We start from the raw sequence: 23,320 nt of genomic DNA on the forward strand, positions 1-23,320 counted from the left end.
CGAAAAAAAACTGAAAAATAGATAAAATGTGCTAAACTAGCACTAAACAAATGAAAAATAAAAAGAAGTGCATTCGCCGGAAATAGGCGAGAAGTCAATGAAGGGACTGTCAATAGTGGAAACAGATTTAAGCAAAGGCATGCCGGCTAGAATACAAATGGAAATGATTATTTTGCAAGGTGGAGCAACAGAAAATTATGTATTTGATGAAACAGGTAAAGTGGTTCAAATGAATGGTGCATATTATGTTCGCTACCAAGAAACGTATGACAATGTGGAGATTCCAGTGACCGTTAAATTAGATGCAGCTGGCGTCGTCACCATCATTCGCCGTGGCGAAACAACAACTCGTCTGCGTTTTGATAAAGGAGAACGTTATGAAACACACTATCAAACCCCGCAAGGATTGATCGTAATGGAGACTGTCACCCGCCAATTGCAAATCAGCTATACAGAACAACCTTTTTCTGGAAGATTACAGCTGGAATATGATTTGTATTTAGGACAAGAAAAATTAGGAGAATACAAATTACAATTGCTTTTTACTGTCTAAATATTGTATGATAGAGAGTAGACTGTTGAAAGGACGTGGCTTTCGTGGAATTTGAAAGATTTAATGGACAAAATAGAAATGAATTATCATTGATTGAAGTAGCTCATGCCATTTTAGAACAAAATGGAGAAGTAGTAGAATTTGCAACATTGCTTAAACAAATCAAAGAGTTTCTAGGACTTAGCGCGGAAGTAGTGCAACGTGAAACGCCTCAATTTTATACAGATTTAAATATTGACGGCAGCTTTATTTCGCTTGGAGAAAACCGTTGGGGATTACGCTCATGGTATCCAGTTGATTTTATTGATGAAGAAGTCACTCAAGGAAACGAAGATGAAACTCCACGTCGTAAAAAACGTAAAAAAGTTAGTGCATTTGTTTCGAGCGAAGATGAAATTGATTACAGCAACGACGATCCAGAAGACGATGAAGAAGAGGAAGAAGAAGAAGAACTTCTCGTTGACAGTGATGGCGTTGTAATTGAGCATGAAGACAAAGAAGACCTTGGAAAATACAAAAAAGATTTAACTGAAATTGGTGCAGATGAAGATGCAGAAGATGAATTGCCGGATGGTGTAGAAGGCGATTTGACGGTCGTTGACGAGGATGAAGAACCTGGCGATGACGATGACGATTTTAATTTAAGCACTCACTAATAAGTATGAAACCTGTGTTTTAGATAAGCAATCAAAAAATAATACAAAGTCCTTGACGATGGTAAGCTAAGGCTGTATCATTTTTATTGGGCTCCCTTAAATTTTTTTTTAAGGGACAAGGACTAAAAGGTATTTATTTAGCTCCCTATTCTTAGTTGAATAGGGAGCTTTATTTTTTTGTTTTACCACCCAAATCGAATAGAAGGAGTTTGGTAGAATGACAAAGTATATTTTTGTAACAGGCGGGGTAGTTTCTTCGATTGGAAAAGGCATTGCGGCAGCTTCTTTGGGAAGGTTATTGAAAAACCGCGGACTGAAAGTGACGATTCAAAAATTTGATCCTTATATCAACGTTGATCCAGGAACAATGAGTCCTTATCAACATGGAGAAGTTTTTGTGACCGATGACGGAGCAGAAACAGATTTGGATTTGGGTCACTATGAACGGTTTATTGATATCAACTTAAATCAATATTCGAATGTAACAACCGGAAAAGTTTATTCTGAAGTTATTCGTAAAGAGCGTAAAGGCGAATACTTAGGAGCTACTGTTCAAGTGATTCCGCACATTACCAATGAAATCAAAGAGAAAATCATGCGTGCCGCTCAAACAACAGATGCAGACATCATCATTACTGAAGTTGGAGGAACTGTCGGGGACATCGAATCCTTGCCTTTCTTAGAAGCTTTACGTCAAATGAAAAGCGATATGGGTGCAGACAATGTGATGTACATTCATACAACCTTGATTCCTTATCTTGGTGCAGCTGGGGAAATGAAAACTAAACCTACGCAACACAGTGTTAAAGAATTACGCAGTTTAGGGATTCAACCTAACGTATTGGTTATCCGGACTGAAAGACCTGTACCGCAAGGGCTAAAAGATAAACTGGCTTCTTTTTGTGATGTTGAACCTGAAGCCGTCATTGAATCCCTTGATGTGGATACACTTTATTCCATTCCATTGAACCTGCAAAAACAAAATATGGACCAAATCGTTTGCGATCACTTAAAAATTGAAGCACCAAAGGCTGATATGACTGAATGGATCAAATTAGAAGAAAAAGTTTTAAATTTATCGAAAAAAACTAAAATTGCATTAGTTGGAAAATATGTTGAATTGCCAGATGCTTATTTGTCAGTGGTTGAATCCTTGAATCATGCTGGTTACGCAATTGATTCAGAGATTGAAATAGATTGGGTCAATGCTGACGAAGTGACGGCTGATACTGTTGTCAGTAAACTGAAAGATGCTGATGGAATCTTAGTTCCGGGCGGATTTGGGGACCGTGGTTTGGAAGGCAAAATCGTTGCTATTCAGTACGCCCGTGAAAATAACGTACCGTTCTTAGGTATTTGTCTCGGCATGCAACTGGCTTGTGTCGAATATGCTCGAAATGTAGCTGGTTTAGAGGGAGCTCATTCAACTGAAACAAATCCAGAAACGCCATACAATATCATTGATTTGATGAACGATCAAAAAGGCGTAATCGATTTAGGCGGAACATTGCGCTTGGGTCTTTATCCATGTCACTTGAAAGCTGGGACAGTTGCGGCGAAATGGTATGATAATGAAGAAGTCGTTCAAGAGCGCCACCGTCACCGTTATGAATTCAACAACGAGTACCGTCCTTTATTGGAAGAGAAAGGTTTAGTCTTCTCAGGCGTTTCACCTGATAACCGTTTAGTTGAGATCGTTGAGTTGTCAGACCACCCGTTTTACGTAGCTTGTCAATTTCATCCAGAATTTCTTTCACGTCCAAATCGCCCGCAAAAACTATTTTTAGGTTTTGTAACAGCAGCATTGGGAAAATAAAAAGAATTGCTGGGTAAAACGATCGATAGTTCCTATAACAATCATCAGTTATGAGTAGAAATTCTTGACTTTGTTTGGTATAATAAAAATGTTGGTCAAGAATCATCTTGGCAACCAAATTCTTTTCCTTAAGGAGGAAAATATATATGAGTCGTTTAGTTAGTATGACGGATATGTTAAATAAAGCTTTAGAAGGTAAATATGCTGTTGGGCAATTCAACATCAACAACCTTGAGTGGACACAAGCTGTACTTGAAGCTGCAGAAGCAGAAAAATCACCAGTTATTTTAGGTGTTTCTGAAGGCGCAGCAAAATACATGGGTGGTACAAAAGTTGTTGCTGCAATGACAGAAGCATTAATGGAAACAATGAACATCACTGTTCCTGTTGCTTTACACTTAGACCATGGTTCTTCATATGATAACTGTAAAGAAGCAATTGATGCAGGATTTTCTTCTGTAATGATCGATAATTCAGCATACCCGATTGATGAAAACATTTCTGCAACTAAAAAAGTCGTAGAATACGCTCATTCAAAAGGCGCTTCTGTTGAAGCAGAAGTTGGAACTGTTGGAGGAACTGAAGACGGTGTTACCGGCGGAGTTTCATACGCTGATGCTCAAGAATGTTTACGTATGGTCAAAGAAGCGAACGTTGATGCACTAGCTGCAGCTTTAGGTTCTGTTCACGGAGACTACGAAGGCGAACCTGTTTTAGGATTTGACGAAATGAAAGAAATTTCTGAGTTGACAAATGCACCACTTGTTTTACACGGTGGATCTGGAATTCCTGAATTCCAAATTAAAAAAGCAATTGAAAACGGACATTCTAAAATCAATGTGAACACTGAATTACAACAAGTTTGGACAGCAGCTGTTCGTGAAAAATTAAACTCAGACGATAAAGTTTATGATCCTCGTAAAGTTATCGCTCCTGGTAAAGAAAAAATCGTTGAAAAAGTTAAAGAAACAATGCAACGTTTTGGTTCTTCAAATAAAGCATAAGAATAGTTAAATTTTGTGCAAGAATAAATAAGAGTCTAAAGAGTGAAGGGATAACCTCATTCTTGAGACTCTTATATTTTTTATCATTGTATTCTCATCTAAAGTTAACTTAAATGAGAGGGGATAGATAAGGATTGTATGTTAGGCTAAAGTATAGTAATATAAACCAGATATGTTAATACGTATACTTATACGAAAAATAAAATTATTTTAATGGCTCTCACCTAAATCGCATTTTATGCTGGTTATCTTGCTTCCTCGTATCTTCTATTTCAATCTGTCCAGTTCTTTTTACAAGGTGTTTGTATTTTCTGGATTCACTGATTTTTCAATCTCACTAGCGCAAATGTACCTAAGTTCTTCCTCTGATTGCTTAATAGGAAGTTTTTTAAGTTTTTTTAAAATTGAAAGAGTCAATAGAAAAAGCAGCTGGAACGGACATAGATTCTAATACATGGCATGTTTTTCCCATTATTGTATAATTACTGTATGAAAAAATAAAAAGTAGAATAAGGCAACGATTTATTATTTTAAAGATAAGGCGGTTTGTCAGGTTGTTTTATGTATTATAAAAACCCAGATGGACTGCTAATTTAATGAAGTGAGGGTATTAAATGAAAAAATTAATTATTAACGGAGGCAAAAAATTATCAGGTAACGTAACGATTACTGGAGCTAAAAATAGTGCAGTTGCATTAATTCCAGCTTCCATTTTAGCGGATTCTCCAGTGACATTGGAAGGCGTGCCAGATATACAAGATGTGCACTCGTTAATTGAGATTTTAAATGTGATGAACGTTAAAACGGATTTTGATGGGTCGACATTAGTTATTGATCCAACCGAAATGGTTTCTATTCCAATGCCAAGTGGAAAGATCCAAAGTTTGCGGGCATCTTATTATTTTATGGGTGCGTTATTAACCAAATATGGACAAGGAGTTGTCGGGCTGCCTGGTGGCTGCTTTTTAGGGCCGCGTCCCATAGACCAGCATTTGAAAGGCTTTCGTGCTTTAGGAGCAACGGTTGAAAATGAATTGGGTGCAATGTATTTAAGAACACCTGAAGAAGGCTTGGTCGGCACTCGAATTTATTTGGACGTCGTTTCCATTGGAGCAACCATCAATGTGTTGTTGGCTGCTGTTAAGGCCAAGGGAAAAACCATTATTGAAAATGCTGCACGTGAGCCAGAAATTATCGACGTTGCTACATTGTTGAACAATATGGGTGCAAAAATACGAGGAGCAGGAACGGATATTCTTCGTATTGAAGGCGTTGAAGAGCTGCATGGTTGTCGCCATACCGTTATTCCGGATAGAATCGAAGCAGGTACTTACTTAGCGTTAGCTGGAGCTGCAGGATCCGATATTTTAGTGCAAAACGTGATCGTGGAACACCTTGAAGGTCCGTTAGCGAAAATGGAAGAAATGGGCGTTCCAATGGAAATCGGAGAAGACAGTGTTCGTGTAAAAGAAGCGCAGTCTCCTTTAAAACCAGTGGATGTTAAAACACTGCCATATCCTGGGTTTGCAACGGATCTGCAACAACCGTTAACACCATTGATGTTAAAAGCGGTAGGAGAATCTTCTATTTTAGATACGATTTATGCTAAACGTGTGAAACACATTCCTGAATTAGTCAGAATGGGAGCGAAAGCAAGAGTAGAAGGAGACCTGATTTTATTAGAAGGCCCAAGTAAATTAAAAGGTGTAGAAGTTGAAGCCAGTGACTTGAGAGCAGGAGCTTGTCTGGTGATAGCCGGTTTGATGGCAGAAGGCACTACAACGATCACAGGTGTTGAGAACATTTTGCGAGGTTATGATCATATTGTTGAGAAACTAACTGCATTAGGCGCCGACATCAAAATGATAGAAGCTGATGACGATATATAGGAGCTAAAAAAATGAGCGAAATACTAACCCTAGAGCAATTAGAAGAGAAGACTTTAAAAGAAATATACAACTACGCCAAAGAATTGAAAATTCCTTATTACAGCCAAATGAATAAAAAAGAATTATCGTTAGCTGTGATTCGGGCACAAGAAGAAAAGCAAGGATTTTTTATGGCAGAAGGCGTTTTAGATATCATGGCCCAACAAGACTTCGGTTTTTTGCGTCCGATCAACTATACGGCTAGTAAAGAAGATATTTACATTTCTGCTTCACAAATCAAACGATTTGGTTTGAGAAACGGCGATAAAGTTTCTGGTAAAGCCAGACCGCCCAAACCATCTGAACGGTATTATGGTTTAATGCACGTCAGTAAAGTAAATGGAAAAGCTCCGGAAGAAGCAAAAGAACGGTCGCATTTTCCGGCATTGACTCCGCTTTATCCAGACCGCCAAATGGTGTTAGAAACTGAAAAAATGAAGATTTCTAATCGGATGATCGACATTGTGGCTCCTGTTGGATTCGGACAACGTGGGTTGATCGTTGCTCCGCCTAAAGCTGGTAAAACCACGCTATTAAAAGAAATCGCAAACGGTATTGCTGAAAATCATCCGGAAGCTGAATTGATCGTCTTGTTGATCGATGAGCGTCCAGAAGAAGTGACGGATATTGAACGCAGCGTAAAAGGCGAAGTTGTTTCTTCAACATTTGATCAACAACCGCAAAATCACGTACGGGTCACTGAATTGGTTTTAGAAAGAGCGATGCGTTTAGTAGAAGATAAACGCGATGTGATTATTTTGATGGACAGTCTTACTCGATTAGCTCGTGCCTATAACTTAGTGGTCCCTGCTAGCGGCCGGACATTAAGCGGGGGGATCGATCCAGCGGCTTTGCATCGTCCTAAACGATTCTTCGGTGCTGCACGGAATATTGAAGAAGGCGGCAGTTTGACGATATTAGCTACAGCTTTAGTTGATACCGGCAGCCGGATGGATGACATTATTTATGAAGAGTTTAAAGGAACCGGGAATTCAGAGCTGCACTTGTCAAGAGAATTAGCTGAACGCCGAATTTTTCCTGCTATTGATATCAAAAAATCAGGTACGCGAAAAGAAGAATTGTTATTGCCGGGCAGCCGCTTAGAAGAAATTTGGAAATTGCGACATGCAATGGTCGGCGATGCCTTAGAATTCACGGATCAATTCATCAAAATATTGCGTAATTCTGATAACAATCAAGCGTTTTTCAATAGTTTTTCAGAAAAAGCCTTTACCCAAACTAAAAATACGCGTAATGCGCGCAGATAAAAACCAAACAATTAGAGAATAAAAGCAAGAAAATATTGCATTAACAAGTTCATTATGTTAATATTCTACTGTTGTCTAAAAAATAAAAAAAACTCTGGTTCAGCAAATGTATCAGGGCAAAGGAGCGAAAGCACATGAAACAAGCAATTCATCCAGAATATAAACAAGTTGTTTTCATGGATACTACAACAGGTTTCAAATTCTTGTCTGGTTCTACTAAACATTCAAGCGAAACTGTTGAATGGGAAGATGGTAACACATACCCATTGATCCGTGTCGAAATTACATCTGATTCACATCCATTCTACACTGGGCGTCAAAAATTTACCCAAGCCGATGGACGTGTCGACCGTTTCAACAAAAAATACGGTTTGGCAGATGCAAACGCAACAGAAGAAAACTAATTTTTCAAAAAAGTTCTGGAGATCCAGGACTTTTTTTGTTGGTTTTATTTTATCGAAGTACGTCATATGACGTGCTTTTTACCCCTTTCTTTGGTACGATGAGTAAAAGAATCGGAGAGGTGTGAGCTAGTATGAGTTGGATTATTGCCCTGGTCATTATTATTGCATTAGTACTCGCATACGTTGGATTATACAATAATTTAGTTAAAACCAGAATGTGGGTCAGAGAAGCATGGAGTCAAATTGACGTTCAGTTGAAGCGGCGCAATGATTTGATTCCGAATTTAGTTGAGACTGTTAAAGGATACGCTAAACATGAACAAGAAACGTTCGCTAAAGTCATTCAAATGAGAAATCAATTGACTCAAATTCCTGCTGAAAACCGCGAAGAACAAATGCAGGTCTCAAATCAATTAACGGACTCTTTGAAAACGATTTTTGCGCTCAGTGAAAGCTACCCTGACTTAAAAGCAAATCAAAATTTTATTCAATTGCAGGAAGAACTGACTTCAACGGAGAATAAGATTTCTTATGCCCGTCAATTGTATAATTCAAGCGTAGCAACGTACAATATTAAATTACAAGCTTTTCCAAGCAATTTAATAGCAGGCATTCATGGATTTAAAGAAGAAGCAATGTTGGAAACGCCGAATGAAGAAAAAGCGGTGCCTAAAGTTTCTTTTTAAAGTTACTAATGAAAATGTGAATCGAAAAAACCCTTGCTGAGGAAGGAGAAGGAAAGCCCTTCTTCGGAATGGTAAGGGTTTTTAATGATTTTTGTGCCTAATATAAAAACGAGAGCAGGTGAGAAGCGGATGTTATTTCAGCAAATCGAACAAAATAAGCGAAAAACAGTATTTTTGATCATTGGTTTTTTTATTTTGGTGTTGGCTCTTGGCGGTGCTGTCGGTTACTTGAATTTCAGCAATGCTCTGAGCGGTATTATTTTAGCGGCAGTGATCGCCCTGATTTATATGGGGCTAATGATTGTTAATTCTACTAAAGTAGTCATGGGACTGAACAAAGGGAAAGAAATCACACATAAAGACCAATACCCGCTTTTATGGAACGTAGTGGAAGAAATGGCGCTGATCGGCAGAGTTCCTATGCCTAAAATTTATGTTATCAACGACCCTAGTCCGAATGCTTTTGCTTCGGGAAATTCGCCAGACAAAGCAGCAGTTGCAGTTACGACAGGTATTATGGAGCGCTTGAATCGGGAAGAATTAGAAGGAGTTATCGCTCATGAAATTTCACATATCCGCAACTACGATATCCGTTTATCGACGATTGCACTAGCTTTAGCAGCAGTGATCGCGTTGCTGGCCAATATTGGAACCCGGATGTTGTGGTTTGGAGGAGGCGGACGCCGAAAAAACAATAACAATAATAATGGAGGAGCTATCATGATGCTGATTTCGCTGGCGTTTATTATTCTAGCACCGCTTGCTGCTGCCATGGTACAGATGGCGCTATCGCGGAACAGAGAATACTTGGCAGATGCTTCTGCTGTGGAATTGACCCGTAATCCACAAGGGTTGATTTCGGCATTGACCAAGATTTCTGACAGCCCGCCAATGCAGCAAGCAGACCCTACAAGTGCAGCATTGTATATTGAGAACCCTTTTAAAAAGAAAAAAAGCAATTCTTTATTGGCGACACATCCTCCGATTGAAGCCCGGATTGAACGTTTGCAGGCAATGTAAGAACATTTGTTACCGAACTGTCGTAATAGAACGCTTCCACCCTTGTCTTTGTAATCTTAATATCACCTAATTGATACAGATAAATTGGAGATTTCATAGTATACTATAAAGTAGTATGAAATAAGGGGGAAGGGTCTCGTGGCTTCAGAATATATTTATGTTCATTTAGATAGTGTAACCAACTCTGTCTTGAGTAAAGGTGTTACATTAGTGAATTATGCTAAAATCATTAAAAAAATGCCTAAAAATATTCTGTTACTGAATGCCCCAAAAGGCGTAGGGGAATTAGATGCCCATACTGGCTTTCGGATAATCCGCGGAACAGAAAATGTTGCTGCTTATTTCAAAGACAATCTGCAAACGGCCGATGGGTCGATCAAATGGATCGATTTTGAAAATATGGAACTGTTGAGACAATTAACGCCCGTAGAAATATCCGAGCTTTTGTACATTGCTCATGCCTATACGCATTTGCATTCTCCGTTCTATTATAAATTGCAAAACAATTTCATTTACTTGACCATGCCAGATGACATCAGGAAAATTTATTTTCGTTATTTGGAACAATTTTATGGCTTTTTAGGCGACAGCTTAACGAGGTCATTAGAAATGAAAATCAATGAGAAGAAAAAATTCTTTCAAAAGAGTCAAACGATCGAACCCATTCCGGTTGAATTAGTTCGAGAGTTGGTTCCTTATCTTAGGGAAGGTGCTTTGTTCTCATTTAAGCAAATGCAGCACCAAGATACGGTCTGCGAAATTCCCATCTTCTTAGTTGAAGATCGATTGAGAGATGTAGAGCATACATTTTCAGAAAAAGATTTGATGGGTACCGTTTGCTACGATAATCATGAAAAAAATTGGTTTCTTAAAGAGGAAGACGTTTTAGAACCGTTATTAAGATAAAAAAGGCTATAGAAACTAAGTGTTTCTAGGCTTTTTTTATTTGATTTTATTTTTATATAGTAAAAAAGCAAAATGACTGTTGATCCGCAACACTCCTTAGTGAAGGGATCTGTAAAAATCAGCTGGAACATTATCTAAAAGACCTGCTACTTTTATCGAAAAAAATATGATACAATAACTTTTGAATTAAAAAGAACTCTAGGTTAAATAAAAGAACCTATAAGTTACAACTCGGAGGACAAACTAGATGAAAATCTTTCTGATCTATGGAGGAAAGAGTGCAGAACATGATATTTCGATATTAACTGCTTTCTCCATTATAAAAGAAGTATATTATAATTATTATGAAGTTGAACCCATTTATATTACAAAAGACGGCGAGTGGATCAGGGGAGCAGCGATCAAACAAGCAGACACTGTCCCATTTTCTGAAGCATTGCGTTTGTCTGCAGCTGATAACCGCAGCTTTGCTGTTAAAGAGGGCGAAATTTCCACAGGTAACGCTATCCGTCCCTCAGAATTAAAAGAAGACAATGCGGTTATATTCCCAGTATTGCATGGTCCAAATGGCGAAGATGGTACTGTTCAAGGCTTATTTGAAGTCATTGGAATGCCTTATGTTGGAGCAGGGGTACTGGCTAGTGCTTGCGGTATGGATAAAATCATCAGCAAACAGTTGTTTCAATTAGCCGGATTGCCTCAAGTTCCTTACGTTCCGATTCGCAAAAATGAGTGGTTGACCGATGCTCCTGAAGTCTTTAAAAGATGCGAAGGCTCATTGATTTACCCGATGTACGTAAAACCTGCGAATCTTGGTTCGAGTGTCGGCATCAGCAAAACTGAAAATCGTGAAGAATTGAAAGCAGCTATTGAATTGGCTTTGCGCTACGACCGTCGAGTGGTGGTTGAGCAAGGGATTGAAGCTCGTGAAATAGAAGTAGCTGTTTTAGGAAATGACGATATCCATACGTCCGTACCAGGTGAGCTCGTTAAAGAAATTGATTTTTACGATTTTGATGCAAAGTATATCGATAACGATGTGACTCTCCAAATTCCAGCGCATGTATCTGAAGAAGTAAAAAGTCAGCTTCGCGATTATTCAGTGCGTGCTTTTCAAGCAATCGACGGAAGCGGCTTAAGTCGTTGTGATTTCTTTTTAACATCGAATGACGAGATTTTTATTAATGAAGTAAATACCATGCCAGGGTTTACTCAATTTAGTATGTATCCTTTGTTATGGCAAAATACCGGTTTGAACTATGGTGATTTAGTTGAAGAGTTGATCCAATTGGCACTAAAACGATTCAATGAATCTCTTGCTTTTGAGCAAACAGACCGGGTATAAGAGAACCTTTAATCAAAAAAGCACAATAAAGAAGGACCTGAGACATCTGCCTCAGCCCTTTTTTTCATTTATACACAAAAAATTACGTTATAGACGGAGGAACGAAGATGTTTTCTTTAACAGTAAGAGAAATTGCATCAGCAGTCGGTGCGCAAAACGCGACAGATAAATGGGCTGATGTGGAAATTTCTGCAGTTGGTTTTGATACTCGAAAATTATTCAGCGGTTCATTGTTTGTTCCATTGATAGGGGATAATGATGGCCATGCCTTTATTGAAAAAGCGATTGAAAATGGAGCAAAAGCTGCTTTTTGGAGTCGGCCTTTAGACGAAGCTCCCACTGAGATCCCGGTCATTCAAGTGGAAGATACATTAAAAGCCCTGCAGGCATTAGCCAACTATTATTTGAAAAAAATCCATCCGAAAGTAATCGGTATTACTGGCAGTAATGGAAAAACAACAACTAAAGACATGACTGAAGCGGTTGTTTCCAGTGCATACCGAGTGCACAAGACCCAAGGAAACTTTAACAACCATATCGGTTTGCCGATGACCATCTTGGAAATGCCCGAAGATACAGAAGTTATTATTTTAGAAATGGGCATGAACCATGCGAATGAGATTAGAGTGTTGTCCGACTTGGCTGAGCCGGACATTGCCATCATCACGATGATTGGAGAGTCTCATATCGAATATTTGGGTTCGCGTGCCGGCATTGCAGATGCTAAAATGGAAATCATTTCGGGCTTAAAGCCAGATGGTGTTTTGATTTATCCTGGAGAAGAACCCTTATTGGAAGAACGCGTCCATTCACTGGTTAAAGAACAACTCAAAACATTTGGGACAACTGAAAAAAATGATTTGTATCCTTTGACCATTGATGCACAGATGACAGAAACAACTTTCACAACGAATGCAGAACCTGATCTTTCTATTACATTGCCTGTTCTGGGAACGTACAATGTGACGAATGCTTTAGCGGCATTATCTGCTGGTCTGGTATTAGGCATTTCTATTGAACAGGCTGCGCCAAAACTGTCTGTGTTCCAATTGACGAAAAATCGAACAGAATGGTTGACTGGAATTCACGAGAGCATGATTTTGAACGATGCATACAATGCGAATCCGACAGCAATGAAACTGGTTTTAACTAATTTTAGTGCTTTGTCGAATACAGGCCGAAAGATTGTGGTTTTAGGGGATATGCTGGAACTGGGCCAACAGTCACGAGAGCTGCATAAAAGCATCGAAGAGGTGCTGTCGGCAGAGAGTATTGATCAGGTATTTTTATACGGCAACGAAATGCATGTATTGTATGCAGCGTTGTTAGGCATATTTGCTGAAGGACACCTTCATTACTTTACAGGGGATAAAGAACCGATGATTCATCAGTTGAAACAATTGATTCAGCCAAAAGACCATATTTTGATAAAATCCAGTTTAGGAACGGATTTGTTAACGGTGGTTCAAGAACTTAAAGTTTAACCAAAGGGTTCGCGAGAAAGAATCCGACTTAAGACGGAGTTAGCGAATAAGAAAATTTGCTATACTAGTGTTAATAATTCAGTCGAAGGAGGAAAACAAATTTGAACGTTCAACGAAGAGATGTAACCAATGATCATGTCAATGAAGATACGATGGCCAAATTTTTCGCTTCCGTTTATGGCTATATGACTTTAGGGTTAGCTATTTCAGGAATCACGGCCTTCTATACTGCTCAAAGTACGTTTATGCTCAATTTAGTTTACGGCAGTCCGTTTGGAATGATCGGTTTATTTATAGCCGAATTGTTTTTAGTCATGAAATTGGCGTCTAATGGTGCGAAGTTGAAATCAGCCGGTGCATCTTTGGTCGGCTTCATAGCCTTTGCATTATTGAATGGCGTTACTCTGGCCAGTATTTTTTTAATCTACGAATTAGGCAGTATTGGATCAGCATTCTTAATGACTGCGGGTACATTTGCTGGAATGAGCCTAGTTGGCTTTTTTACAAAGCGCGATATGTCGTCGTTCGGAGGGCAATTAAGAGGAGCTTTGATCGGTCTGATCATCGCTATGGTTGTGAATGGCTTGTTCTTGCACAGCGGTCCTGCTGATTTTGTCTTGTCGATCATTACAGTCTTTATCTTTATTGGTTTCACAGCTTACGACACTCATAAATTAAAACAAATCTATATCCGTTTTGGCGGACAACAACCGTTAGGTGCGGTGGCTATCACTGGAGCACTTAACTTGTATTTAGATTTCATTAACATTTTCATCAGCTTGTTGCGTATTTTTGGAGACAGACGAAGCTAAGAGCTGTTTAAAATAACTAGAAAAAGCCTTCACTCTAATTAAATTAGAATGGAGGCTTTTTGCTTTTGAGACGTCTATTCTGTGAAGGTGATGAGGGCGAAGGACGAGAAAGCGCAACCGGAAACCGCATCGGAACGATATTTAGAAAAGGAAACGTGTTCATCAAATCTAATAAGCAATTTGTTTGATAAACCTGTATAGACGTGGTAAGATTGTTTAGATTAAACGAAAGATTTAATTAAAAGATAAAACCAATGAGGGTTTTGTGAAAATAGATAAGCAGAGGAGCTTGGGAAATAATCCAAGCTTTTGATATGAAATGAGAAATCAGGTGAAACATTCATTATGAATGGGCACTAGGTTTTTATATGGAGTGACAAGCAACAGGTGCATCTGATGTGAAGCAATGATGGTACCTGTATTTCGCAAAAATCTCTCTTTAAGGTTTTCTAAAATTGGGAGGAAATATATTGAAATTTTCAGAATTAGGATTAATACCAGAATTGCTACAATCAGTGGAACGTTTAGGATTTGAGGAAGCAACTCCGATTCAAGAACAAACTATTCCATTGGCATTAGCAGGCAAAGATGTTATCGGGCAGGCACAAACAGGTACAGGTAAAACAGCAGCATTCGGTTTGCCGATGTTACAAAAAATTGATGTTACCAACCGTGCAGTTCAAGGATTAGTTATTGCACCAACACGTGAATTAGCAATCCAAACACAAGAAGAACTATTCCGTTTGAGCCGCGATAAAAAAATTCGCGTTCAAGTAGTTTACGGTGGAGCAGATATTAGCCGTCAGATTCGTGCTTTGAAAGACCAACCGCATATTGTTGTTGGAACTCCAGGTCGTCTATTGGACCATATCAAACGTAAAACATTGAAATTAAACCATGTAGAAACACTAGTATTAGATGAAGCAGATGAAATGCTGAATATGGGATTCATTGATGATATCGAAACAATCATTCATGAAGTTCCAGCAGAACGTCAAACGTTGTTGTTCTCAGCAACTATGCCAAGCCAAATCAAACGGATTGGTGTACGTTTCATGAAAGACCCTGAACACGTTAGTATCAAAGCTACTTCAATGTCTGACAGCTTGATCGAACAATTCTTCGTTCGTTGTAAAGACTTCGAAAAATTCGACATCATGACACGTCTATTAGATGTTCAAGCTCCAGAATTGACGATCGTCTTTGGTCGTACTAAACGTCGTGTTGATGAATTAGCTAAAGGATTAGAAATGCGCGGCTACCGTGCTGAAGGAATCCATGGTGACCTTTCTCAACAAAAACGTATGAGTGTCTTGAAAGCATTTAAATCAGGTAAACTAGATATCTTAGTAGCAACAGACGTAGCAGCACGTGGATTAGATATTTCAGGTGTGACTCACGTTTACAACTATGATATTCCTCAAGATCCAGAAAGCTACGTTCACCGTATTGGCCGTACTGGCCGTGCAGGGAACGAAGGAGTTTCTGTAACATTCATTACACCAAACGAAATGGGTTACTTGCGTGTGATTGAAGACTTGACGAAGAAAAAAATGACTGCTCTACGTCCACCGACAAATGCGGAAGCTTTTGAAGGACAAATCCAAGCAACAATCGATGCCGTTGGCAAAATTGTTGACGCTAATGGATTAGACCGTTACGCTAAAGCAGCTGCTCAATTGTTAGAAACGTATACAGCTGAAGATTTAGCTGCAGCTTTCTTGAAGAGTGTTTCTAAAGACCCAAGCGAAGTTCCAGTTAAAATCACCCCTGAACGCCCATTACCTGGTCGTGGTGGCGGAGCTAAAGGTCGCAGCGGTTCTTCATCACGTGGACCTGCTAAAGGCAAGAGCGGCGGATACCGTGGCGGTAACCGCAACAGCAGTGGCAAACCAGCTGAACGTCGTGGTGGCGGAAGCTACAATGCTGACAAAAAACGCGGAACCGGTGGCGATAGCCGTCGTAGTAAACCTTCTTCTGATCGTCGTCAAGGCGGCGGAGAACGTAACTTTACTATCCGTAGCAAAGACTAAACCGAAAAAAGATAAAAGAGGTTGGGACTTTTGTCCCAACCTCTTTTGCATATCCGAATATTTATTCTAGAACGTGTTCCAAAAAGCAGACCCGACGTCCACTTCACGAATAATGCTCGATGGTCTGTGACCATACTGCGCTTATTCGTTCCAGTTCCCTTAGCCCTTGCAGCTTTAGCTGCTTAGGGATACGGTATGCGAAGTAGAAGATTCGGGTCTAAACGCTTTTTGTCTCACTCCCTTTTTTATTATCTTAAACTAAATGCAGTAAAAAATACTAGGGACAAGATGGGTATTATTAAGTGACAAGTATCTCATAATCTGCTAATATAAGCTCATGTATCTGATTAAGATACAATCGTTACATTATACATAGTGGAGTTCAACAAGTTTAAATACGTTACATAAAAAGAGGGATTCAAGATGATTGTAGGGATAGGTTTAGATATAACTGAAATTCAGCGTATCGAACATGCCTTTTTAAAAAGAGCGACATTTGCTGCACGAGTATTGACTTCAGCTGAGAGAGAGATTTTCGAAAAATTAAAAGGGACCCGTCAAGTTGAGTTCTTAGCAGGACGTTATGCTGCGAAAGAAGCATTCTCAAAAGCTTATGGAACGGGCATCGGCAAGTTAGGTTTTCATGATCTGGAAATACTGCCAAATGCAAAAGGCAAACCCATTGTGACGAAAAGTCCGTTCGATGGGAATGTATTTCTTTCAATCACGCATACAGATGCGATTGCTGCTGCCCAAGTAATCTTAGAAACAAACTAAAAAGATTCTGAAGGAGGGAGTTGTTTAGAAGTGGTCGTAGGAATACACCGAAAAACCATTGCTTATATTGATACACAGGCCATTATTTCCAATATTCAACAGGAGATTCAGTGGATGGATAAAGGCACTGCTTTATATGCAGTGGTTAAAGCAGACGGCTACGGACATGGAGCCGTTGAAGTTGCAAAGGCAGCAAGAGAAGCTGGAGCAACAGGATTTTGTGTCGCTATTTTAGATGAAGCATTAGAATTAAGGGAAGCTGGTTTTACTGAACCTATTTTAATATTGGGGTTGGTGGACGTAGCTTACACGGAATTGATGGCTTCGAATAAACTTAGCGTTGCTGTAAGCAGTATCAAATGGCTTGATCAAGCTCAAGCTATTTTGAAGAAGAGTAACGGAACGGAAAAGCTAGCTGTACATGTTGCTTTAGATACTGGAATGGGACGAATCGGATTTAAGACTGCCGATGAAGTTCAAGCTGTCGAAAAATGGTTTGAAGCAAATGAAAGCCTCTATTTTGAAGGCATCTTTACCCATTTTGCTAAAGCAGATAGTAGAGATGAATCGCATTTCAATCAGCAAATGGAAAAATTCAACGTTTTAATCAGCAACCTGCATCAAAAACCACCTTTCGTACACACCGCTAATAGTGCGACAGCATTATGGCATAAAGGATGCTCCTCGAACCTGATTCGCTTCGGTATCGCGATGTATGGTTTAAACCCATCTGGAAGTCTGTTGCCAGAACCTTACCCTTTGAAACCTGTTATGAGAATCAGCAGCGAAATTAGTCACATCAAGCAAATGCAAGAAGGTGAAACGATTGGTTACGGCGCAACTTATCGCGCACATGAAGGAGAATGGATTGGGACGATTCCGATTGGTTATGGTGACGGTTGGCGTAGAGATTTACAAGGGCACGACGTATTGGTTGAAGGGCACCGATGTGAAATAGTTGGGCGAGTTTGTATGGATCAATGCATGATTCGTTTGCCTTATGAAGTTGCAGAAAAAACAGAAGTGGTTTTAGTCGGCCAAAGTCAAAACGAAACTATTTCAATGCAGGAAATTGCGGATTATTTACATACCATTCACTATGAAGTTACATGTGGTTTAACCACCCGTATTCCAAGGAAGTATATTTAATCATTTGTTCGCTATCTTCGAACAAACTATGGCAGAAAAATCAACTTTTATGAGAACTCTCTTTAGAAGGTTCCAAAGTCGAGTGTTTCATGTTACCATTGACCCATATATTAATACCGATTTACTTCATAAAAGAAGAGGGAATTATTCATTGGGGGTATGGTTCATGGGGAGCGAAAAAGGCCGGTTCTTTAAGGTAGAATTGAACCGTCATATTACTGAAGATAGTCAACGCTATGAGATTCAATCAAAAATAAATAAAAACAATTTAACGAATGCAGTGGTAGATCAGTTTTCAGACCAAAACTTAACTATATATGATACCTTGCGTAAAGGATATGCGGAAATGTCTCGTATCAACCTTGATATTTGTAATGAATTTGAAGTTTGTGAAAAAGAGGCCAGCGCCCATTTCTGACCAGGTATTGTAAGGAGGAAATACCTATGGTAAGACGGGGAGAGATTTATTACGCTGATTTATCGCCTGTTGTAGGATCGGAGCAAGGCGGCATGCGTCCAGTTTTGATTATTCAAAACAATGTAGGAAACCACTACAGCCCAACAGTTATTGTGGCTGCGATAACAGCGAAAATCCAAAAGGCAAAGATGCCTACCCATGTAGAGGTGTCAGCGGCAAATTTTGATTTAGAAAAGGACTCAGTTGTTTTGTTGGAGCAAATACGCACCATTGACAAACAACGCTTAAGAGAAAAAGTAACGCAATTAGACCAGCATATGATGAAAAAGATCGATGCAGCTTTAGAAATTAGTGTCGGTCTCTCAAAAACGATTTAACTCCATTTAATTAAACGAAAAAACATCCGTGGAATTGCTTGCGGGTGTTTTTTTGTCGGCAAACAATGGAGAGGCCAAAGGTTGCTGTTATTCGATTGAACTTCATTTTCTGAAGTGGTATGATAATTGAGTTATTGAATACGTGGTTCGCAACCATCCCACATAAAAAAACTAGGAGGATTCACACATGAAAACAAAAAATATCGTCACAAATGCAATCGTGGCAGCTTTATATGTAGCAGTAACAGGGATTTTGGCCCCGATTTCGTTTGGTGCTTTGCAATTTCGAGTAGCCGAAATATTTAACCATTTAGTGGTCTTTAATCGTAAATACATCATCGGGATTGTCGGCGGAGTGTTTATTTCGAATTTGTTTTTTTCGACAATGGTTGGTTACGATTTAGTTTTTGGGGTTGGGCACTCGCTGTTGTCGCTTTTGATTGCCAGTGGTTTAATTCGCAAAGTTTCCAATATTTGGGGTAAAATGGCGATCAACACAGCAGTCTTTACAATTGTTTCGGCTTTGATTGCTTGGGAATTAAATTTAGCTTTCGGCGTACCGTTTTGGTTTGGTTATTTGACTGTAGGAATAGGGGAAATCAGCGTTATGGCTATTGGAGCTCCTGTTATGAAGTACCTTGATTCGAAAATTCATTTCAGTGAAAGAATTGAAGGATAGTCAAGTGCATAGAAAAAGCTGAACGTTTTAAACGTTCAGCTTTTTTTGAGATAATGGCGGCATACCGTTAATTATTTTTTAAATCTTCGATCTCTACAACACGGAAACCTTTTCTGTCTAAGTGTTCGCAAATATGATCGACGGTTTCTTTAGTAACACCAGCTTCTAAAGTCATCATCGTACGACGGACGATTTCTTCGCGTTCAGCGTCTAAGGTGATGCAACTTGAAATCGAACAATAGCGGTTAATGATTTTTGTCATGTTGGCTAAATCGCCTTTTTGTCCAGAAGAAGCAATCGTTAAAACGTAGCTGCCGGAATTTACGTTCCATGATTGTTGCAACATGTTTAAAAGAGAGCTATGGGTCAGAATACCATAGAAACGGTTTTCTTCATCTAAAACAGAAATGTAAGGCAATTCTTTGATGGTAAAAAATACTTTGAAGAATGAAGAATCAACAGAAATGAATTTTGTGGCATTTTTCAAGAGTGTCGTAACCGGTAAATTCATATCGCCGTTATTAGCTTTGTGTCGGTAAATATGCATTTTATAAATATTTCCTCTAAAAATCGTGCCGCTTTCGTCTAAGATTGGGATGCAACGATAACCTGATTTTTCAAGAATATCAATTGCTTCTTGCAGAGTGGCACTTTCTTTAACAGTAGTCAGATTCTTTTTAGGAATACAGAGTGATTTAATCAACATTACGATATCCTCCTTTAAGTGATGAATTAGTTTTCATACTTTGATAGTACCACATCGAATATAATGGATACAATGCTTTTAGGAATGCTGCGATAAATATAAACCAAATAGTTGTAACGAGAACAAACGCTTGTCTGGAAAGAGATGGCGTCCTATAATAGAAAGAGCTTTTAAGTTTAAAAGAGGAATATGAACGAGCAGTTCGTTAATGAGAAGGGAAAAGAGATTGAAATGGAGAATAAAGAAGTTAAAACAGCCAGAAATGAAATGATGGACCGTCCGGTAGTTAAAAGAGAGATAGTAGATTTTTTGAGAAAAGAACAAAAACCTTTATCGGGTAAGTTAGGAGAAATTGAACGAGAAGCTAACGAAAAAGGTGTCCCGATCATTCCCCATGAAACAGTTGTTTTTCTAAGTTTGCTTCTAGGGCAAATAAAACCGGAACAAATCCTGGAGATAGGGGCTGCAATTGGCTTTTCGTCTAGTTTGATGGCTCAGTATGTAGGGGAATCAGGACATGTGACAACTATCGATCGTTTCGATGTAATGATTGAAAAAGCCCGAAAAAACTACGAAGCATTAGGATTGACCGATAAAGTGACTCTTTTAGAAGGGCAAGCAGCAGATATTCTCCCAGATTTAAAAGGACCGTATGATTTTATTTTTATGGACAGCGCGAAATCAAAATATTATGATTTCTTTCCTGAGTGTATGCGACTGTTAAAAGTAGGTGGAATGCTGGTTGTCGATGATGTATTACAAGGCGGAACGATTTTGTTGCCGAAAGAAGACATACCCAAACGATCTAGAGCCATTCATCGTAAACTCAATTTGTTTCTTGATGTAGTAATGAAGCATCCAGCATTGGAATCCAGCATTGTTCCTTTAGGTGACGGATTATTAATGATCGTAAAGAAAGAAGAATACGATTTTTCTTATTTATTAGAAAAAGAGTGAAACGGTTTAGCAAGAGAACAATCGGTGTTTTAAGGTGGAATGTTCTCTTGCTGTTAAATAAATAGAATAAGCCTATTATTAAAGCTTGACGAATCGTCAAATCCCTGATATATTAGAACACGTTGCTGCATTGCGATGAACGGAAAAAACTGTTTTTGAAAAAAGTTCATTTAACAGTTGACAGTTTAAATAAAGATATGTTATTATAACTGAGTCGTTAAAAGTAATGAAGCGGTTACTTGAATATTTATACAATTAAAATAAATAATTATTCAATAAACGGTTGACAAGCTTTTGAAGAAGTGTTATTATTTAGAAGTTGTCAAAACAGAAGGAAATGACCTTTGAAAACTGAACAAAGCAAAACGAACCAAATGTGTAAGGTGGTTTAACCAAGGGTTAAATCAACAGAAACAAAGTGAAAGAAATTTCGCTAGCAAGTCAATTAATGAGCTTCAAGCATCATTAAAAGGGTGAAGTCCTAACGGACAAAGCCAACTTTTATGAGAGTTTGATCCTGGCTCAGGACGAACGCTGGCGGCATGCCTAATACATGCAAGTCGAACGCTTCTTTTCTACCGGGTGCTTGCACCCACCAGAGAAGAAGAGTGGCGGACGGGTGAGTAACACGTGGGTAACCTGCCCATAAGTGGGGGATAACAGCCGGAAACGGCTGCTAATACCGCATAATTCCAGTGATCTCCTGATCGTTGGATGAAAGGTGGCTTCGGCTACCGCTTATGGATGGACCCGCGGCGTATTAGCTAGTTGGTGAGGTAATGGCTCACCAAGGCAATGATACGTAGCCGACCTGAGAGGGTGATCGGCCACACTGGGACTGAGACACGGCCCAGACTCCTACGGGAGGCAGCAGTAGGGAATCTTCCGCAATGGACGAAAGTCTGACGGAGCAATGCCGCGTGAGTGAAGAAGGTTTTCGGATCGTAAAACTCTGTTGTTAGAGAAGAACAAGGATGAGAGTAACTGCTCATCCCCTGACGGTATCTAACCAGAAAGCCACGGCTAACTACGTGCCAGCAGCCGCGGTAATACGTAGGTGGCAAGCGTTGTCCGGATTTATTGGGCGTAAAGCGAGCGCAGGCGGTTCTTTAAGTCTGATGTGAAAGCCCCCAGCTCAACTGGGGAAGGTCATTGGAAACTGGGGAACTTGAGTGCAGAAGAGGAGAGTGGAATTCCACGTGTAGCGGTGAAATGCGTAGATATGTGGAGGAACACCAGTGGCGAAGGCGACTCTCTGGTCTGTAACTGACGCTGAGGCTCGAAAGCGTGGGGAGCAAACAGGATTAGATACCCTGGTAGTCCACGCCGTAAACGATGAGTGCTAAGTGTTGGGGGGTTTCCGCCCCTCAGTGCTGCAGCTAACGCATTAAGCACTCCGCCTGGGGAGTACGGCCGCAAGGCTGAAACTCAAAGGAATTGACGGGGACCCGCACAAGCGGTGGAGCATGTGGTTTAATTCGAAGCAACGCGAAGAACCTTACCAGGTCTTGACATCCTTTGACCACTCTAGAGATAGAGCTTTCCCTTCGGGGACAAAGTGACAGGTGGTGCATGGTTGTCGTCAGCTCGTGTCGTGAGATGTTGGGTTAAGTCCCGCAACGAGCGCAACCCTTATTACTAGTTGCCAGCATTCAGTTGGGCACTCTAGTGAGACTGCCGGTGATAAACCGGAGGAAGGTGGGGATGACGTCAAATCATCATGCCCCTTATGACCTGGGCTACACACGTGCTACAATGGATGGTACAACGAGTCGCAAGACCGCGAGGTCAAGCTAATCTCTTAAAGCCATTCTCAGTTCGGATTGCAGGCTGCAACTCGCCTGCATGAAGCCGGAATCGCTAGTAATCGCGGATCAGAACGCCGCGGTGAATACGTTCCCGGGTCTTGTACACACCGCCCGTCACACCACGAGAGTTTGTAACACCCGAAGTCGGTGAGGTAACCTGCAAAGGAGCCAGCCGCCTAAGGTGGGATAGATAATTGGGGTGAAGTCGTAACAAGGTAGCCGTATCGGAAGGTGCGGCTGGATCACCTCCTTTCTAAGGAATATTACGGAACCTCACACATTCGTTTTAGCTTTGTTCAGTTTTGAGAGGTCAATGGCCTTTTTTTACTTTAACACCTTAATTGGGGCCTTAGCTCAGCTGGGAGAGCGCCTGCCTTGCACGCAGGAGGTCAGCGGTTCGATCCCGCTAGGCTCCATTGCGAAGCAATTCGCAAAATCAAAAATGTTGTTCTTTGAAAACTGGATAGTGTTTAACAATTGTAACAAAGTAAGAAACCAAGTAAAAACCGCGTTTTATTTTTTACGATTCGCATC

At 39.8% G+C, this 23,320-nt stretch carries 21 protein-coding genes, 1 tRNA gene, 1 rRNA gene and 1 riboswitch; of the genes, 22 read left to right on the forward strand and 1 reads right to left on the reverse strand.

The annotated features are described in order from the left end of the window. The first annotated feature begins 97 nt into the window (after positions 1–97). From JHE06_RS01280 to JHE06_RS01370, 19 genes are all read left to right on the forward strand, one after another. Complete coding sequence (locus tag JHE06_RS01280) at positions 98–553, forward strand: DUF1934 domain-containing protein (RefSeq protein WP_201089092.1); 456 nt, start codon at positions 98–100, stop codon at positions 551–553. Between the two features lie 44 nt (positions 554–597). After that, positions 598–1,209, forward strand: coding sequence for a DNA-directed RNA polymerase subunit delta (gene rpoE / locus JHE06_RS01285; RefSeq protein ID WP_201089094.1), 612 nt, complete (start codon positions 598–600; stop codon positions 1,207–1,209). A gap of 217 nt (positions 1,210–1,426) precedes the next feature. Beyond that, positions 1,427–3,025 (forward strand): CTP synthase, encoded by a 1,599-nt coding sequence (locus JHE06_RS01290; RefSeq protein ID WP_058919783.1) that lies wholly within the window; start codon positions 1,427–1,429, stop codon positions 3,023–3,025. 146 nt (positions 3,026–3,171) lie between these two features. Beyond that, a complete protein-coding gene (gene fba, locus JHE06_RS01295) occupies positions 3,172–4,029 on the forward strand; it encodes a class II fructose-1,6-bisphosphate aldolase (RefSeq protein ID WP_058919784.1) in 858 nt (285 codons plus the stop codon). A gap of 614 nt (positions 4,030–4,643) precedes the next feature. Further along, entirely contained in the window at positions 4,644–5,918 is a 1,275-nt protein-coding gene (locus JHE06_RS01300) for a UDP-N-acetylglucosamine 1-carboxyvinyltransferase (protein ID WP_058919785.1), read from the forward strand. 11 nt (positions 5,919–5,929) lie between these two features. Then, complete coding sequence (rho, locus tag JHE06_RS01305) at positions 5,930–7,225, forward strand: transcription termination factor Rho (RefSeq protein WP_201089096.1); 1,296 nt, start codon at positions 5,930–5,932, stop codon at positions 7,223–7,225. A gap of 134 nt (positions 7,226–7,359) precedes the next feature. Then, entirely contained in the window at positions 7,360–7,629 is a 270-nt protein-coding gene (locus tag JHE06_RS01310) for a type B 50S ribosomal protein L31 (RefSeq protein ID WP_058919787.1), read from the forward strand. Between the two features lie 131 nt (positions 7,630–7,760). Then, positions 7,761–8,315, forward strand: a complete 555-nt coding sequence (locus JHE06_RS01315) for a LemA family protein (protein ID WP_201089098.1) — start codon at positions 7,761–7,763, stop codon at positions 8,313–8,315. 129 nt (positions 8,316–8,444) lie between these two features. Further along, positions 8,445–9,335, forward strand: a complete 891-nt coding sequence (htpX, locus tag JHE06_RS01320; protein WP_201089100.1) for a zinc metalloprotease HtpX — start codon at positions 8,445–8,447, stop codon at positions 9,333–9,335. Positions 9,336–9,473: 138 nt separating this feature from the next. Continuing rightward, positions 9,474–10,241, forward strand: coding sequence for a hypothetical protein (locus tag JHE06_RS01325; RefSeq protein ID WP_201089102.1), 768 nt, complete (start codon positions 9,474–9,476; stop codon positions 10,239–10,241). 247 nt (positions 10,242–10,488) lie between these two features. Next, positions 10,489–11,586 carry a D-alanine--D-alanine ligase gene (locus tag JHE06_RS01330; RefSeq protein ID WP_201089104.1) on the forward strand — a complete coding sequence of 366 codons (1,098 nt, stop codon included), beginning with the start codon at positions 10,489–10,491 and terminating at the stop codon, positions 11,584–11,586. 107 nt (positions 11,587–11,693) lie between these two features. After that, on the forward strand, positions 11,694–13,070 hold the full coding sequence (locus JHE06_RS01335) for a UDP-N-acetylmuramoyl-tripeptide--D-alanyl-D-alanine ligase (protein ID WP_201089106.1): 1,377 nt from the start codon (positions 11,694–11,696) through the stop codon (positions 13,068–13,070). A 101-nt stretch (positions 13,071–13,171) separates the two neighbouring features. After that, positions 13,172–13,882, forward strand: coding sequence for a Bax inhibitor-1/YccA family protein (locus tag JHE06_RS01340; RefSeq protein ID WP_231726731.1), 711 nt, complete (start codon positions 13,172–13,174; stop codon positions 13,880–13,882). A 470-nt stretch (positions 13,883–14,352) separates the two neighbouring features. Continuing rightward, positions 14,353–15,915 carry a DEAD/DEAH box helicase gene (locus JHE06_RS01345; RefSeq protein WP_058919793.1) on the forward strand — a complete coding sequence of 521 codons (1,563 nt, stop codon included), beginning with the start codon at positions 14,353–14,355 and terminating at the stop codon, positions 15,913–15,915. 423 nt (positions 15,916–16,338) lie between these two features. Then, entirely contained in the window at positions 16,339–16,692 is a 354-nt protein-coding gene (gene acpS, locus JHE06_RS01350) for a holo-ACP synthase (protein ID WP_201089108.1), read from the forward strand. A gap of 30 nt (positions 16,693–16,722) precedes the next feature. Beyond that, a complete protein-coding gene (gene alr, locus JHE06_RS01355) occupies positions 16,723–17,841 on the forward strand; it encodes an alanine racemase (protein ID WP_201089110.1) in 1,119 nt (372 codons plus the stop codon). A gap of 166 nt (positions 17,842–18,007) precedes the next feature. Then, positions 18,008–18,259, forward strand: coding sequence for a hypothetical protein (locus tag JHE06_RS01360; protein WP_058919796.1), 252 nt, complete (start codon positions 18,008–18,010; stop codon positions 18,257–18,259). Between the two features lie 26 nt (positions 18,260–18,285). Next, positions 18,286–18,636: a type II toxin-antitoxin system PemK/MazF family toxin gene (locus JHE06_RS01365; RefSeq protein ID WP_201089112.1), complete on the forward strand. Its 351-nt coding sequence runs from the start codon at positions 18,286–18,288 to the stop codon at positions 18,634–18,636. A gap of 136 nt (positions 18,637–18,772) precedes the next feature. Then, a riboswitch (PreQ1 riboswitch) is annotated at positions 18,773–18,817 on the forward strand. A gap of 6 nt (positions 18,818–18,823) precedes the next feature. Next, the gene (locus JHE06_RS01370) at positions 18,824–19,315 is read left to right on the forward strand and encodes a QueT transporter family protein (protein WP_201089114.1); all 492 of its coding nucleotides are present in this window, start codon (positions 18,824–18,826) and stop codon (positions 19,313–19,315) included. Between the two features lie 67 nt (positions 19,316–19,382). Here the strand turns inward: JHE06_RS01370 and cbpA are convergent, their stop codons facing one another. Beyond that, complete coding sequence (cbpA, locus tag JHE06_RS01375; RefSeq protein ID WP_058919799.1) at positions 19,383–20,021, reverse strand: cyclic di-AMP binding protein CbpA; 639 nt, start codon at positions 20,019–20,021, stop codon at positions 19,383–19,385. Positions 20,022–20,252: 231 nt separating this feature from the next. On the opposite strand from cbpA, the gene JHE06_RS01380 reads away from it, so the two are divergent. The 3 genes from JHE06_RS01380 to JHE06_RS01390 all read left to right on the forward strand — a co-directional run bounded on the left by JHE06_RS01380 (position 20,253) and on the right by JHE06_RS01390 (position 23,202). After that, the gene (locus JHE06_RS01380; protein WP_058920308.1) at positions 20,253–20,978 is read left to right on the forward strand and encodes an O-methyltransferase; all 726 of its coding nucleotides are present in this window, start codon (positions 20,253–20,255) and stop codon (positions 20,976–20,978) included. A 499-nt stretch (positions 20,979–21,477) separates the two neighbouring features. Beyond that, positions 21,478–23,039, forward strand: a 16S ribosomal RNA gene (locus tag JHE06_RS01385). Between the two features lie 90 nt (positions 23,040–23,129). Next, a tRNA-Ala gene (locus JHE06_RS01390) sits at positions 23,130–23,202 on the forward strand. Positions 23,203–23,320 lie beyond the last annotated feature (118 nt).

The organism is Carnobacterium sp. CS13, from assembly GCF_016653495.1.
GTDB classification, from domain to species: domain Bacteria; phylum Bacillota; class Bacilli; order Lactobacillales; family Carnobacteriaceae; genus Carnobacterium_A; species Carnobacterium_A antarcticum.

Excerpts from the sequence above, each read along its gene's own strand:
- JHE06_RS01290 (WP_058919783.1), top strand. The coding sequence starts at position 1,427 with ATGACAAAGTATATTTTTGTAACAGGCGGGGTAGTTTCTTCGATTGGA.
- cbpA (WP_058919799.1), bottom strand. The coding sequence starts at position 20,021 with ATGTTGATTAAATCACTCTGTATTCCTAAAAAGAATCTGACTACTGTT.
- JHE06_RS01280 (WP_201089092.1), top strand. The coding sequence starts at position 98 with ATGAAGGGACTGTCAATAGTGGAAACAGATTTAAGCAAAGGCATGCCG.
- htpX (WP_201089100.1), top strand. The coding sequence starts at position 8,445 with ATGTTATTTCAGCAAATCGAACAAAATAAGCGAAAAACAGTATTTTTG.
- JHE06_RS01310 (WP_058919787.1), top strand. The coding sequence starts at position 7,360 with ATGAAACAAGCAATTCATCCAGAATATAAACAAGTTGTTTTCATGGAT.
- JHE06_RS01365 (WP_201089112.1), top strand. The coding sequence starts at position 18,286 with ATGGTAAGACGGGGAGAGATTTATTACGCTGATTTATCGCCTGTTGTA.
- JHE06_RS01370 (WP_201089114.1), top strand. The coding sequence starts at position 18,824 with ATGAAAACAAAAAATATCGTCACAAATGCAATCGTGGCAGCTTTATAT.
- JHE06_RS01360 (WP_058919796.1), top strand. The coding sequence starts at position 18,008 with ATGGGGAGCGAAAAAGGCCGGTTCTTTAAGGTAGAATTGAACCGTCAT.
- JHE06_RS01315 (WP_201089098.1), top strand. The coding sequence starts at position 7,761 with ATGAGTTGGATTATTGCCCTGGTCATTATTATTGCATTAGTACTCGCA.
- acpS (WP_201089108.1), top strand. The coding sequence starts at position 16,339 with ATGATTGTAGGGATAGGTTTAGATATAACTGAAATTCAGCGTATCGAA.
- JHE06_RS01380 (WP_058920308.1), top strand. The coding sequence starts at position 20,253 with ATGGAGAATAAAGAAGTTAAAACAGCCAGAAATGAAATGATGGACCGT.
- JHE06_RS01300 (WP_058919785.1), top strand. The coding sequence starts at position 4,644 with ATGAAAAAATTAATTATTAACGGAGGCAAAAAATTATCAGGTAACGTA.
- fba (WP_058919784.1), top strand. The coding sequence starts at position 3,172 with ATGAGTCGTTTAGTTAGTATGACGGATATGTTAAATAAAGCTTTAGAA.
- rho (WP_201089096.1), top strand. The coding sequence starts at position 5,930 with ATGAGCGAAATACTAACCCTAGAGCAATTAGAAGAGAAGACTTTAAAA.
- JHE06_RS01335 (WP_201089106.1), top strand. The coding sequence starts at position 11,694 with ATGTTTTCTTTAACAGTAAGAGAAATTGCATCAGCAGTCGGTGCGCAA.
- JHE06_RS01330 (WP_201089104.1), top strand. The coding sequence starts at position 10,489 with ATGAAAATCTTTCTGATCTATGGAGGAAAGAGTGCAGAACATGATATT.